This is a genomic window from Rhodopirellula islandica (assembly GCF_001027925.1).
Classification (GTDB): domain Bacteria; phylum Planctomycetota; class Planctomycetia; order Pirellulales; family Pirellulaceae; genus Rhodopirellula; species Rhodopirellula islandica.
This window is the reverse complement of record NZ_LECT01000024.1, coordinates 60,696-74,743: the sequence shown is the minus strand read 5'-3', so window position 1 is coordinate 74,743 and position 14,048 is coordinate 60,696. Positions and strand designations below refer to the sequence as shown.

The 14,048-nt window shown below is 57.2% G+C and carries 8 protein-coding genes; 5 read left to right on the top strand and 3 right to left on the bottom strand.

Annotated features, from left to right (window positions below):
* The coding region (locus RISK_RS12210; protein WP_150122574.1) for a CotH kinase family protein at window positions 1–2,651 on the bottom strand (2,651 nt) is incomplete at its 3' end.
* 258 nt (window positions 2,652–2,909) lie between these two features.
* On the opposite strand from RISK_RS12210, the gene pta reads away from it, so the two are divergent.
* Together pta and RISK_RS12200 are read left to right on the top strand one after the other, a co-directional pair.
* Window positions 2,910–5,009, top strand: a complete 2,100-nt coding sequence (gene pta / locus RISK_RS12205) for a phosphate acetyltransferase (RefSeq protein ID WP_047814583.1) — start codon at window positions 2,910–2,912, stop codon at window positions 5,007–5,009.
* Window positions 5,006–6,124 carry an acetate/propionate family kinase gene (locus tag RISK_RS12200; RefSeq protein WP_047814582.1) on the top strand — a complete coding sequence of 373 codons (1,119 nt, stop codon included), beginning with the start codon at window positions 5,006–5,008 and terminating at the stop codon, window positions 6,122–6,124. The genes pta and RISK_RS12200 overlap by 4 nt, the downstream gene beginning before the upstream one ends.
* On the opposite strand, the gene RISK_RS12195 is transcribed toward RISK_RS12200, so the two are convergent.
* Both RISK_RS12195 and RISK_RS12190 read right to left on the bottom strand, forming a co-directional pair.
* Entirely contained in the window at window positions 6,121–7,530 is a 1,410-nt protein-coding gene (locus tag RISK_RS12195) for an exo-alpha-sialidase (protein WP_047814581.1), read from the bottom strand. The two genes, RISK_RS12200 and RISK_RS12195, sit on opposite strands and share 4 nt — an antisense overlap.
* A gap of 175 nt (window positions 7,531–7,705) precedes the next feature.
* Entirely contained in the window at window positions 7,706–8,128 is a 423-nt protein-coding gene (locus tag RISK_RS12190) for a VF530 family protein (protein ID WP_083434938.1), read from the bottom strand.
* Between the two features lie 211 nt (window positions 8,129–8,339).
* Here RISK_RS12190 and RISK_RS12185 point away from each other — a divergent pair, with 211 nt between their 5' ends.
* The 3 genes from RISK_RS12185 (at window position 8,340) to RISK_RS12175 (ending at window position 13,055) form a co-directional block, all read left to right on the top strand.
* Window positions 8,340–10,634 (top strand): VIT domain-containing protein, encoded by a 2,295-nt coding sequence (locus RISK_RS12185; RefSeq protein WP_047814580.1) that lies wholly within the window; start codon window positions 8,340–8,342, stop codon window positions 10,632–10,634.
* Window positions 10,631–11,314, top strand: coding sequence for a rhombosortase (rrtA, locus tag RISK_RS12180; protein ID WP_047814579.1), 684 nt, complete (start codon window positions 10,631–10,633; stop codon window positions 11,312–11,314). The genes RISK_RS12185 and rrtA overlap by 4 nt, the downstream gene beginning before the upstream one ends.
* Window positions 11,315–11,615: 301 nt before the next feature.
* Entirely contained in the window at window positions 11,616–13,055 is a 1,440-nt protein-coding gene (locus tag RISK_RS12175) for a putative collagen-binding domain-containing protein (protein ID WP_053061170.1), read from the top strand.
* The last annotated feature ends 993 nt before the right edge of the window (window positions 13,056–14,048 follow it).

Genomic DNA, 14,048 nt, shown 5'->3' with positions numbered 1-14,048 from the left:
CCCGTGGCATCGTCATACTCGCCGTCGCCGTCGAGATCCCAGGCGTAGCTGGCAATCGTTCCGTCACTGTCAGTCGAACCGGCCGCGGTCAACGTGATCGTGTCGCCGACCAACCCACTGTAGGATCCGCCTGCATCTGCCGTGGGAGACTCATTGGTGCTTGTCGTGTCATTGACGTTCGCTGCACCGGGAGTTGCCGTTGTCATCGACACGAAAACTTCATCGCCGTCTGGGAAGCGTCCGTACGAAATGTCCGTGACCTGCTCACCAAACACAACCGAATCGATCAAGGTCGTGCCGTCGGTATGGTACAGACCGATCTCTTCACCGCCGGACGACAACTTGAACGTCGCATGGTCATCGCCTTGGTCAGTGTCGCCATCAGCCCACACGATCAAGTAGCCACCTGCCGCGATCGTCGTCCCGCTGGCGAATTGCCACTGAGTCGGATCCGACAAATCGTCCGTCATCGACAACCCACTGAGATCAATCGATTCCGTGCCAGGGTTGTAGATTTCAACCCAGTCCTCAAACGCACCGGCTTCATCGGGATCTTCGATCACCGAGTCGTTGTCCGCCATGAACTCGTTGATGTACAGCACCACTGGATCGACGGGATCGATAACGACCACGCTGGCAAGGTTCTCAACACCAAAGGTGGGTTGGTCCGTCGTCTCCAAGTCGCCTTCCCCATCGGGCACGCGAGCCAGCGAGGTGTCATCCGACATCGCTTCGTAGGTCACGGTGTCGATCACGGTGATCCCGTCGGTCAACTGCAGGGTGCCACCGGTTGCACTGAGAGCAAAACTTGCGTGGTTGCTTCCTTCGCTGGTTTCGCCATCCATCCAAAGCGTCCAAAACTCTCCATCATCGAGACTTCCCGCTGGGATTGACCACTTGGTCAGATCACCCGCATCATCGGTCAGGTACAAGCCCGAGACGTCGACCAGACCTGGACCAAAGTTGTAGATTTCGATCCAAGGGTCATAGTCCCCGGCCTCATCTTGGATGGTTGTGACGTTGGTCGTCATCAATTCGTTGAGACGCAGATCGGAGGATGACGCATACGTGTCCAACTCCGCATCGAGGTACTCCGCTCGAGTCTCGATGAACGAAGTCAATCCGTAGATCGTCCCCATCCCGGACACGATGTCGCTGGTCAGGTTTTGTTCAAACTGGGCCGTCGTGTATTGCTTGTTCGGGTCCGCCGTCACATCGTCACGAATCAGATCCGCCAATTCATCGATTCGCTCGGTCGCCGTCGTGACATCGAATCCTTCCCGCAGCATCTCCGCCAAATCACGCAGGTAGTCAGCGCTGTACTCATCCACTGCCCACAGGTTTTCCATCAAGGGGCGTGACTCCTCTGCGTCTTCGTCTTCGACGATGTCGCCGGGTCCACCCACGGGAGGCCCACCGCCTCCCGGGCCACCGATCGGCCCACCCGTCGTGGTCGCGACAGGCAGCCAAAACGGATCGAGCTCCTGCAGGTCTTCACCTGGTGAGGTGAATAGACTGAACCGTCCAAAGGACTCGTTCGCGTCCCACAGAATGTGCGTGAACTGCCCGGTGTCGTCGCGGTCGTACAGGTAGTAATTGTGCGCCGCGCCGTTGTACGAATCGAGGTTCGCAAACAGATTGTTGATCGCAATCGACGCCAACGCATCATCCACATCCAACAACGGTTCTATCGCCTCTGACAGATCTTCGGCCGACGTGTTGTTGAGAACGTCGATGAATTCCACCAGATCAGAATAGTCGTTCGCGGTCTCGTTGGTTTTGAGTTGGTAGTTCTCTTCGTAGGCGACGGGGTCGTCGCCGAGGTAGGTCAAGTCCGATCCGAAGTCCGCATTGGGATCATCGACCACCTCATCTGCGGCGGCGCCTTTGAATAGGTTGCCGTCTTCGTCACTGCCGAAGCGTGTCTGCACGTATGTTTTGTCAACTTGTTCGACCGCCGTGTAAACGCCGTACAACTCGCCATTGATCGTGACATTGGTATGGACCGCTCGGCTGGCACCCTCGACGAAGTTGGACGCAAAGTCATACAGCAACTTCTCCCGCAGCATCGTCGGGTCGTTGTAGTTGTTGTTCAGATTCAGCTTTTTCAGGCCCAGGTAGGTCAGGCTGTCGTTGTCTTCATCGAACTCGTCAAAGTCTATTTTCAATGACTTCTTGATACCGGTGCCAGTGAATGACGAGTTGCCTTTGAAACGCACCCCCACGTTTTCCATCGTGATCCCATCAATTGTCACATCGGCGGCAAAGTAGGGATCCTCCGCATCGTTGGCGTGGGAATCAAACAGCACGTCGTACCAGTCTTCGTTCTCGAACGTGATCGAAACCTCGTGAACAAAACTGTCATCGAAGAACGCCGCCGCGTCATCGGCGACCTCGACGTGATCCCAAGCGGAATCTGAAATCGTCTCCCCTTCAGCACCTCGATCGGACGAAACGTCACGGGTTGTCCCCGTTGTCATCTCGGCTGCTGCCGCCAGAGCATCCGTGTCCGACATCGTGTCGACCCCATCCACCGCCTCACCGTGCAGCATCATCCGCTGCTCAAACAACTCCACCCGCAGACGGCGACGAGACTTGCTGACACGATTCGCTTCACGTCGCTTTTTCGAGGAAAACCACTGATTTATCACTTCGATCTCAATATTCTTGACGGCAAGATGAACGGCTTGTAGCAATCAATGCGACACGACCGATTGCAGAGGGCCAAAGAACTTGAAAAAGAGGCTCGGGTGGATATGAAACCAGCCCCCGCCGAAGCCCCCATCTCGACAACAGCGTTCCTCGCACGGTGAGCGATCACCGCCGGAATTGGTAGACTGAGCGACCAGCACCCCTGCAACCGTCCGCCTCAGACGTGGTTGCTTCCCCATCCGTGACACGGCAAACCATTGATCCAACGCAGCGTTTACATCGGAACCAACGGCAACGCGACCGGAAAAAGGATGGTCGCTCTGGGCATGATGGAACTGGCCGCCCGACGATTCGGGCGAGTGGCTTTCTTTCGTCCCGTCGTTCATGTGGGCCCCGACGATGACCAAAGCATCCGGATGATGCGATCCCGCTACGGGATTGTCACTCCGGCCGACGAGATGTTTGGGGTGACGCGTGCCCAAGCACGTCAAATGCTGGCTGACGACCGCTACAGCGATCTGATTCAGCTGATTCAACAACGATTCAAAACACTGGAAGCGAAAGCCGACTTTGTCGTCGCAGAAGGCACCAGCTACCAAGGCCTGGCGCCCGAGCTTGAATTCGAGTTGAACGCGGACATCGCTGCCAACATCGGTTCACGTGTTCTTTCCGTTTACGCAATGGGGAATCGCTCGGTCGATGAATGCGTTCAATCCGTGTTGATCGGAAACGAAAGTTTCGTCGACCGAGGTGCTCAGTTGATCGCGACGGTCATCAACCAAGTCCCCGACGATCAATCGACGGCGTTGAACGCAGCAATCAAGACATCCAAACTCGACTCCAAAGCACCGCTGTACTTTCTTCCCGAGGAACCGCTGCTTCGCCAACCAACGGTTCGCGAAATCCAGGCTGGCATCGGGGCCAAACTGGTTTCCGGCGATGAGTCATCGCTCGACCGTGAAGTCGCGGTTCGCAAGGTCGCGGCCATGCAACTGCCGGGCTTCTTGGAACGTTTGTCCAACGCCGCACTGGTGATGACGCCGGGTGACCGCAGCGACATCCTGGTCGGCTGCGTGCTGGCGTGCTCGCAACCCGACGGACCATCGCCGGCGGCCGTCGTGCTGACCGGCGGAATCCTGCCGCCCCCCTCCATCCGCCGCTTGGTTGAAAACGCCAACGCATTGCCGATTCTGGTCGCCAGCGAAGACACTTACACCGTCGCCTCCAAAGCCGCCGAGGTTCGCGCTGAAATAGGCGACCATTCGCCGCGAAAAATCGAGTCGGCAATCGGTGTGTTCGAGCGACATGTCGACACGGACTCACTCGCTGATCAACTGCAAGCTCCCGTGGTCCCACGAATCACGCCAATGCTGTTTGAACACTCGCTGATCCAACGGGCGCGACAGCAACGTGTCAAAATCGTGTTGCCCGAAGCGACGGAACCGCGAATCCTGCAGGCCGTCGATGTGTTGCGACGACGCGATGTGACCGACGTGATTCTGCTCGGCGATCCAAACTTGATCTCCGCAGCCGCGACTCGCGCAGGCGTCATGCTTCCCAACGACGGACTCGAGATCATTGACCCGGCAACCAGTCCGCTCAGAGATTCGTTCGCCAGCGAGTACTATCAACTTCGAAAACACAAAGGCGTCACCACCGACATCGCTCATGATCGCATGATCGACGTCACCTACTTCGGCACGATGCTGGTCCACCGAGGCTTGGCCGGCGGTTTGGTTTCCGGTGCGATTCACACCACCGCCAACACCATTCGTCCCGCGTTTGAATTCATTCGAACACGGCCCGATGTGAAGGTGGTCAGCAGTGTGTTTCTCATGTGCTTGAAGAAGGGGGTGCTCGTGTACGGTGACTGCGCCGTGATCCCCAACCCCACCGCCGAACAACTGACTGAAATCGCCATCAGCAGTGCCGAGACCGCGATCCAGTTCGGCATCGATCCGAAGATCGCCATGCTGTCCTATTCCACCGGCGAAAGCGGGCACGGTGAAGACGTCGAAAAAGTCCGCGAAGCGACAGCCATGGTTCGCAAACGACGACCTGATTTGTTGGTCGAAGGCCCCCTGCAATACGACGCCGCCGTTGACCCTGACGTGGCTGCCACCAAGATGCCCGGCAACCCCGTCGCGGGACAAGCCACGGTGCTGGTCTTCCCTGACCTGAACACCGGAAACAACCTTTACAAAGCCGTCCAGCGATCTGCCGGTGCAATCGCGATTGGCCCCGTCCTGCAGGGACTGAACAAACCAGTCAACGATCTGTCGCGTGGATGCACCGTGACGGACATCGTCAACACTGTCGCGATCACAGCCATCCAAGCCCAAACGGTGGCGTCATGAACATCCTGGTTTTCAATGTTGGCAGCACGACGCTGAAGTACGCGTGCCTTGACGCCGAAACTGAAGAAGTCACCGCGTCGGGGCTGGTCGATCGAATCGGACAACCCGGCGGCGATGCAATCAACCACGTCATGGCCGCAAAGATCGCCATCGACGAAGTCGGGCTGAACAACGTTGGCGTGATCGGGCATCGCATCGTCCAAGGTGGCGACCTGTTCCTGGGGCCGACCCTCGTCACAACTGACGTTTTGAGTCGGCTTCGCACGCTGGACACATTGGCCCCGCTGCACAACCCAGCCGCCCGCTCGGTCGTGGAGGGATTGGTTGAAATCGGAACACCCCAAGTCCTGGTCTTTGACACGTCCTACTTCGCCAGCCTTTCTCCCGCTGCCTATCGCTATGCCGTCCCAGAAGACTGGTATCAAAACCATGCCGTCCGGCGGTATGGCTTCCATGGAACGTCACACCAATACGTGACCGAAAAAGCGATCCAGTTCATCGGCGGCAACGATGAGTCACGGATCATTTCTCTGCACCTTGGTGGCGGTGCCAGTGCGACTGCATCGATCGGCGGGCTGGCCGTGGACACCTCGATGGGAATGACGCCGCTCGAAGGGCTGGTGATGGCGACGCGATCGGGCGACTTGGATCCAGCGATTGTGCTGCACATGACCGAACACGTTGGGATGGAACCGAGCGATGTCCGAGACGCGTTGAATCGCCAGAGCGGACTGCTCGGGCTGTGCGGCGACCCAGACATGCGGACGGTGCTCGACCGTCGAAAAACCGGCGACCCAGCCGCGACATTGGCGATTGACATTTACGTTCGCCGAATCATCAAAACAATCGGCAGCTACATCGCCATCCTCGGTGGCTTGGACGCGCTGATTTTCACGGCCGGAGTCGGCCAGCATTCGCCCGAGATTCGCTGGCTGGTTTGCGAATCACTCCAGCACTTTGGAATCTCGTTGTCTGAAGACAAAAACCAAGCGTGCTGCGAAGAAACAGCCGACATCTCCGCACCGGACGCTCGTGTTCGCACGCTGGTGGTCGACACCAACGAAGAACTGGCGATCGCAAGACTCGTCCGCAACACAACAACGCGACAAGCCTAGAGTTTGTCGCCTTCACGGCGGCCGCCACCGTGATCGCTCGGCCGGCTCACAATGTTGTTCAAGAAGCTCCCGTCATGGATGAGCTTGCCAGCCAGGACATCCTCTTCCGTGATCTTTGACAAGAAGATCGTGTGCTGGCCGATCGTGCCGCGTCCCTGGTCGTAGACGATGTAGATGGAGCCGTCTTTTCCCAGCGTCGCCGACGGATAGCTGATTTGCCCATCGTCGCACAAAAGCATTTTGTGCGGGAAGGTTTCACCGTCGTCCTCACTGAGGTAGGCAGTCATCCGGGTGCGCGCAGTTTTGTGTTTCTGCAGCTCATGCTCCTCACCATTTTCATCGGTGAAGTGATAAACCCGCCGACCGCCTACGTCCTTCATTTGGACATCGTTTGCGACCAGCAACACCCTTCCTGATGGAAGTGTTTTGAGAATGCACTTCGTATTGATTGAGAACTGCATCGGGTAGTAGCCACCCAATTCCCAGGTCTTGCCGCCATCGAACGATTCAGCAAACTTCTGCCCCTTCTTGGCACGGTAGAAAGTAAACAGGCTGCCGTCCTTTCGGATGATGGGCATCTGCTCTGCAAAGCCGGCGTCATTGTCGACGGGAAGTTCGGAAACGAACAACGGCTTGCCATCGACGCCTTCTTTCAAGAAACGAATCCGGACCTTGTCACGGACACCGACCAACTTGAAGTCGTCCATCGAACGCAGAATCGTTCCATCTGGAAAGATCAATGGCTTCATGACGGAGATATTCTTGTTCCCCAGCAACCGAGGCTCACTCCATGCGGTGTGCTCTTTTTCGGGATCCAACATGGTGAACTCCCACGCCGACGTGGCGAATTCATCGTGCCCTTTGAAATCGATGTTGCGAAGGCCGATGAAGCGAATCTGCCCCTGGGAATCCTTCCACAGCATCGGGTCAGACGCTCCTCCACCGAGAAGCTCACTGGGGTCGAAGACAAAGACTTCTTTCCAAGTCTTCCCGCCATCTGCAGAAGTTGAAATGACCGAGAACTGATCATGGTGAAAGGGCGCCCGTTCCGCTTGGACGTTGGATCCAAACCAAGTTGCCCAGAGCCTGCCGCCATCAGAAATTTCAACCTGCGGGCAACCTTGAAAGACCCGGAGGTTGAGGCGGTGCCTGTGATAGGGTGGCTGTCCCTTGTGATTGATCTTGGTCAGCGAAGGTGGCGTCTTCCCCGTGATCCCATAGGGGAATCTCTGCGACACATGATCGGATCCGGGCACGCTGGTGTCGCCCAAGACAGAGACGGGGTCGACTGCTTGTGCGTGCAAGGTGCCAGTGTTCGACAAACAACACGGCAACAGATTGGTGGTGAAGCTGCAAGCCAACAAAAAGGTGATCGACTGACGAACAAACGAAACGAAGGTGGGCATGGCGTTTCCTTGGCTGTGATTCCTGACAGTCGACGGGTGGGAAGTCGGGAGAGGCTGGTCAAGGAACCGTGGGGATACCCCACATTCTGATACATCGCCACTTGAAAACAACCCGCTCGGACCGTCTCGTCATCCGCCCACTGCTTGCAGCACCCAGCAAGGAACCAATCGCCATTCAGCTCCGGCGAGCTTGATCCCAAACGTTGCCTGTTTTCGGCCGGGCGTCCATTGGCTCCGCTTGCTTCTTTCCTTTCCGCTCGTCGTAGCTGATCGAGTCCAGGTACAGACGCTCCACTTTCGCGCGGGCCCACTCGGTTTTGCGAAGGAATTTCAAGCTGCTGTTGATGCTCGGGTCGTATGAAAAGCAGTCAATGCGAATGCGTTCCCCCAACCGGTCCCAGCCATACTCCTCGACCAAGTACTCGACCATCGCCTTCAGCGTGACGCCGTGCAACGGATTGTTGGGCTGGGATTTCTTGGGCTGGGCACTCTCTGAAATGGGCGCACTCTCTGGCATCGGTGGATTGCCAGACTCGGTCGCATTTTCAGACTCAGGCGATCGGTTGGACTCAGGCGGATTGGGCTGGGGATCATTCATGATTCCCAAAAGATATCGGAGAAACCGAGCCTCGCAATGACCGCCGACCAATCGGCTGATGACCGTCACCCGCCAACATCCACTCGCCAACGCACTCAACACCCTGTGCCCCTGAAAAAAGGAAGTTTCACGATTCCGCGCTCCACCACCGCCACCACGGGATCTTTTTAGAGAGTCGCTTTGAATCTCAAACCCTGGAGCACCTCTTCCCATGAACGCTCACCTCCCGAGCCGTCGGCTGCAAACGATGCGAGTGCCTCTGATCACGCCCATCGCCGTCTTGGCATCCGCCTTCCTTCTTTCCGCCGTCGCTCAGGCCGGCTACACCGTGCTCAGCGGAATGCCCGTCACCCAGGGCCAAATGCGAGTCGGCGAGGACGATTTTGAGCAACTCAAGGCCAAACTGCCGGCCTCCAGCCCCAGCTTCACGCTCAAAGAGACTCGCGTGGAAGCAGACATTTCAGGCGTGTTGGCCCGCGTTCGCGTTTCTCAGGTGTTCCAGAATCCACATCCTGATCGGCTGGAAGCGTTGTACGTGCTCCCGCTGCCGGAAAACTGTGCCGTCGACGCCTACTCGTTTCAGATCGGTGAACGGGTGATCGTCGGCGAAGTCAAACGCAAAGAAGAAGCCCGCCAAGAATACGAACGAGCTCGCGACGAAGGCCGCAAAGCCGCCCTGCTGGAACAAGAGCGGGCCAACGTGTTCTCTCAAGCTGTGGCCAACATCCCAGCGAACAGCGAAGTGACCGTCCACATCGAATACGTTCACCCGCTGGAAATCGACGAAGATCGCTACGTCTTCCGATTCCCCATGGTCGTCGGGCCGCGTTACATCCCGGGAACCCCGGTGACTCGTCCCAACGTGGGACGCGGCTGGGCGGCGGACACTGACCAAGTCCCCGACGCGTCGCGGATCACGCCCGTTTCCCTTCCCGAAGGCATGCGAAACGGCAACGACGTGTTCGTCTCCGTCAAGATTGACGCCGCGATGCCGATCCAGCAAATCGTGCCGGTCACACATGAGCTGGACATTCAGCAAACCTCGGAAACCCATGCCGCTGTCACGCTGAAAAACCAATCCACGATCGCCGACAAAGACTTCATTGTCGAATATCGCTTGGCCGGAGACGACAGCACTCTGGCCTCGTTGACCCATCGCGAATCTGATGCGAAAGATGGCTACGTGATGTTGGCATTGCAACCCAAGTGGTCGATCGAGCCAACCGAAATCATGCCCCGCGAAGTCATCTTGGTGTTGGACACCAGCGGATCGATGAACGGGCCCGCGATCAGCCAACTGCGTTTATTCGCGGACCATGTGCTCGATCACTTGAACCCCAACGATGAATTCCGAGTCATTGCGTTCAGCAATCGATCGACCGCGTACCAACCCAATGCCGTCTCGGCGACGGACGCCAACATTCAATCCGCCAAACAATTCGTTCGCGGCTTGCGAGCGAGCGGAGGAACCAACCTGCTGCCGGCACTCAAGTTAGCACTCAGCGGCGAGGCAGACGAATCGGCACGCCCTCGCTACATGGTCCTGATGACCGACGCGCTCGTTGGCAACGACCACTCGATCCTTCGCTACTTGCGACAGCCTGAGTTCCAAGACGCTCGCGTGTTCCCCGTCGCATTCGGAGCCGCACCCAATGATTACTTGATCAGCCGCGCCGCCGAGATGGGACGCGGGTTTTCGATGCAAGTCACCAACCAAGACAACTCGCCCGAGATCGCTCGCCGGTTCCATGAACTGACCAGCCAACCCTACATGACTGACCTGCAAATCGATTGGGGAGGATTGGTTGTCAAAGACCAAGTGCCTTCGCGGCTTCCCGATCTGTACGCAGGCAAACCACTGATCGTATTGGGCCGCTACGACACACCAGCGACAGGCACGATCACGCTGAAGGGCAACGTGTTAGGCCAACCTGTTCAAATGGGAATGGAGCTCGAACTTCCTGAACAAGAAGCCGAGCACGACTCAATCGGTCCCGTCTGGGCTCGCCAACGAATTCGACAAATTTGGAACCGTGACGTCGGTGCCGAAACACCTGCGGGTCGCGCTGAGATCACCGAGTTGGGACTGAAGCATCAACTGATAACTCAGTACACGTCCTTCATCGCCGTCGAAAAGGAACTCTCCGATGCACCGAAAGGGCAACTGATCACCGAATCGGTTCCCGTCATGACACCGGAAGGCATGACCCAAGAAGCAGCCGGCCGATCGGTCGCCGCGGCGAAACCTGCACCTCAACACCAAGCGTCCACGAACACCACACCCGCTGTGCCAGCCGCCTCTGCCCCGGCAACAGTCTCAACCCCGGCGCCCGCCTCCCCACCCTCGCCGGCTCCTCGATCGAGCGGCGGCAACTACGGCGGCGGCGGTGGTGGAGGAGGAGGACCAATTGGCCCGATCACCGGGATCGTTTCGCTCGGCGGTGCTGCCGCGGCAATGATGCGTCGACGCAAGTCACGAAGCAGCAACCAGGATGTGGTCCGATGAGTGCCGGTGAATCACTGATCGCAACGCTTCCCAAGACCAACGGCACATCGATCCCATCGATGTGCCGCCAGGGAAGCGTCTGGCTCCGGCAGATCCCTGTGACGCTGCTGGTGTCAGCCATCGCCATCGCGGCGTTCGCCTTCCCCAGCCTGACCGCTGGTTTGCAATTGGACTTTGCCTCCGTCGATTCCGGGCAATCGTGGCGTCTTCTGTCCGGTCACCTCACCCACTTCGGCGGCGGTCATTTGTTTTGGGACTTGCTGATGTTCGCGGTCTTGGGTGCCACTTGTGAAAGACAAACCCCACGGTTCTTTCCCATCGCACTCATCGCGATGTCAGTTGGTATCTCCGCGACCATCCTGTTCATGTGCCAAAACGTCACCACCTACCGAGGCCTGAGCGGAATCGACACGGGATTGTTTGTTTGGTTCCTCGCCAACCAAATCCGCCAATCAGTCGCCGACCGAGACCGCACGTTCACCTGTTTCTGGTCCGCCGCCGGAATCTTGCTCCTCGCCAAGCTTGGCTACGAATTCACTACCGGCGAAATCCTCTTCGTCAACGCCGAAGGGTTTCAACCGCTGGTCGAATCCCACCTCTCCGGCGCGGTCCTGGGAGCAATCATCGCGGGACTGGCGATGTTCTCAACAACGCGTCAAACATTCTCTGCAACCAAGTGAAACCATCTTGAGCAAACAACAGCTTCAGTCTTCCGCCGGGAGGGGCTGAAGTGTCCGGGGAGGCCTGAGGTGGCCGGGGAGGATTGCGTACTTGCTCCAATGCTCGGCCCTCAGCTCCCTCAGCCAATACCCACTATCAACTTCACCCTCCCCCAAAGCACGAACCACACCAGCTCATGCTACAGCATTGAAATGCGACGCCTGAACCCAACCGTCACGATCGCAGCGGTTATGATCGGCATCCCCCATTTCCATCTCAACGTTCACGCCAATCGATGGCAAGCAATTCGGAGTCAACATCATGACTGCCTCGCACACACTCGCCCAAACAACTCGGGCTTCCATCACCAACCTGTTGACTCTTTCAGGCCTGCTCATCGCCTTCCTCGGCGGCACCACGCTCGCAGACGAACCGCTGCGTCCTTGGGTCGAAAACCCTTGGTATTGGAGTTACCACGCCGAGCCCGTGTTGCTGTTAGGTGGCAGTGACGATGACAACCTGTTCCAGTGGCCGGAAGATCAACTCCATGCTCAGCTCGACCGCCTGGCGGCAGCGGGCGGCAATGTGATTCGCAACACGATGAGCGATCGCATTGACAGAGATTTTGAGGTTTTCCCATTCAAGCAACTTGAGAACGGAAAGTACGACCTCAACGAATGGAATGAAGAATACTGGAATCGCTTTGACCGAATGCTGACCGCGACTGCAGAGCGAAACATTTTTGTGCAGATCGAGATCTGGGACCGCTTCGACTACACGGACAATCGAGACAGCGATCGCTGGCAAGTCCATCCGTACAACCCGGCGAACAACGTCAACTACACCTACGATGAATCCGGGTTTGCAAAACGCTACCCGGATCATCCCGGTGCCAACAAACAACCGTTCTTCTTCACAACGCCCAAGCAGCGAAACAACCAAACCGTCTTGCGGATTCAAAAACGCTTCGTCAATCAACTGCTCAAGCATTCGTTGCCGTTCGATCACGTCCTCTATTGCATCGACAATGAAACCAATGGCGAAGAAGAATGGAGTCGGTACTGGGCGACCCACATCAAACAGCGGGCCGCGACGGAAGGCAAGAAAATCTACGTCACTGAGATGTGGGACGATTGGAACCTGGACGCCGAACGACACAAACGAACGTTTGATCATCCGGAGCTCTATGATTTTGTGGACATCTCCCAAAACAATCACAACAAAGGCCAGAAACACTGGGACAATTTCTTGCATGTCCGGGAATACCTTGCCACTCAACCAAGACCGATCAACACCACCAAGACCTACGGAGCCGATGGCAACACATTTGGGCACAAGGATCAGGATGCCATCGAACGATTCTGGCGACATCTTTTAGCGGGCGCCGCCTCAATGCGATTCCACCGACCCGACGCCGGTTTGGGACTGAACGACAAAGCGGTTGCCTGCATCCGAGCGGCTCGCAAACTGGAATCGCTTGTGCCACTCTGGTCGATTGAGCCAATGAATCACTTGCTAACAAACCGCCACGAAAACGAAGCCTATGCCGCCGCGAACAACGGTTCCGCTTGCGCCGTCTACCTACCACGGGGTGGCGAAGTCGAACTGGATCTTTCAAAAGCGAAGGGACCGATGTCCCTGCAATGGATCAACATTGAGACGGGGGAGTTCGGAGCAAAAACGCAACTCGCCAGCGGCAACAGCACGACGCTGAAGTCCCCCAGCAAACAGAACTGGGTGGCCGCCATCGTTGCACGTTGATTGCTTCTTTCGGTCCATCCGGTTGGCCCCCCAATCAAAACGTTCAAGCAAGCGAAAAAATTGCGTGAACACCGCTCGACTCTCCCTCTGCGAGGCACAAACAAACTTCGCCTCTCACGAAGGAGAGAAGATCGAGACTCCCGTTGGAAGCAGGTTGGCAGGAATCATTGAGTACAACCACATGAGCCGTGTGGGCGTTCAATCATCGGGGTTGCAAGTCGGCAGACACAGCGCAACTTCTTGTCACCTCTCCACCAACGAGGTCGTGCCGTTTATTGATACAGGTATTTATGCTGCATTCGCGCACCGCACCTCTCCCAAACGCAGTTTGGGGGAGGTCGAGCCAGGCCGTTCAGGCCGATGCGAGGGAGGGGGCCGGGCATGGGAAGCGGCGTGCACTACCCTCCCCCGGAAATCTCGCTGAACGCTCGCTTTCCGACCCCTCCCAACTTGGAGGCCGTGCCGTTTTTTGGTGCTGGGTTTTGGCGGGTTTCTGCAACCACCACCCATCACAACCCGACGCGTGAGCGAGGGACGCCCCCAACTCCCATGACGGCCCCATCCGGGGCGATACCCAGACGCCCGCCACCATTTATTTTTCGAACGTCCCAAGGGAGGGTGATAATAAACGCTTGGCAACACAGCATTTTGAACTGCACGAACTCTGCCACGAACGAGGTTCGCAAGATGCGACGAGCAAGGCATTGAAAAATGCGGCACGACCTCCGAACGTCGGGGAGAGGCAATAGCAGGCAGTAAACGCCACAAAGAGGTATCTTGAAACGGACTGTCAGAACCAAAGATGAAACAGACCAAACGCCACACATATCCAATGACTCCTGTTTACCAGTGAACAGTGTTCCGCGATTGGCAAACCTCAATGCTTCATCGGCCATCAGGTAAGATGGGTCAGCAGGTCGGCAGCGGTCTTTCGGCACTGGAACAGTTTGCGAAACGTTGTTGCTCCCACGTCCAACCGCGGCGAGCGTCCAA

Bases quoted from the DNA above. Each gene is read 5' to 3' on its own strand.
- RISK_RS12185 (WP_047814580.1), top strand. From the start codon at position 8,340: ATGAACGCTCACCTCCCGAGCCGTCGGCTGCAAACGATGCGAGTGCCT.
- RISK_RS12200 (WP_047814582.1), top strand. From the start codon at position 5,006: ATGAACATCCTGGTTTTCAATGTTGGCAGCACGACGCTGAAGTACGCG.
- RISK_RS12190 (WP_083434938.1), bottom strand. From the start codon at position 8,128: ATGAATGATCCCCAGCCCAATCCGCCTGAGTCCAACCGATCGCCTGAG.
- rrtA (WP_047814579.1), top strand. From the start codon at position 10,631: ATGAGTGCCGGTGAATCACTGATCGCAACGCTTCCCAAGACCAACGGC.
- RISK_RS12175 (WP_053061170.1), top strand. From the start codon at position 11,616: ATGACTGCCTCGCACACACTCGCCCAAACAACTCGGGCTTCCATCACC.
- RISK_RS12195 (WP_047814581.1), bottom strand. From the start codon at position 7,530: ATGCCCACCTTCGTTTCGTTTGTTCGTCAGTCGATCACCTTTTTGTTG.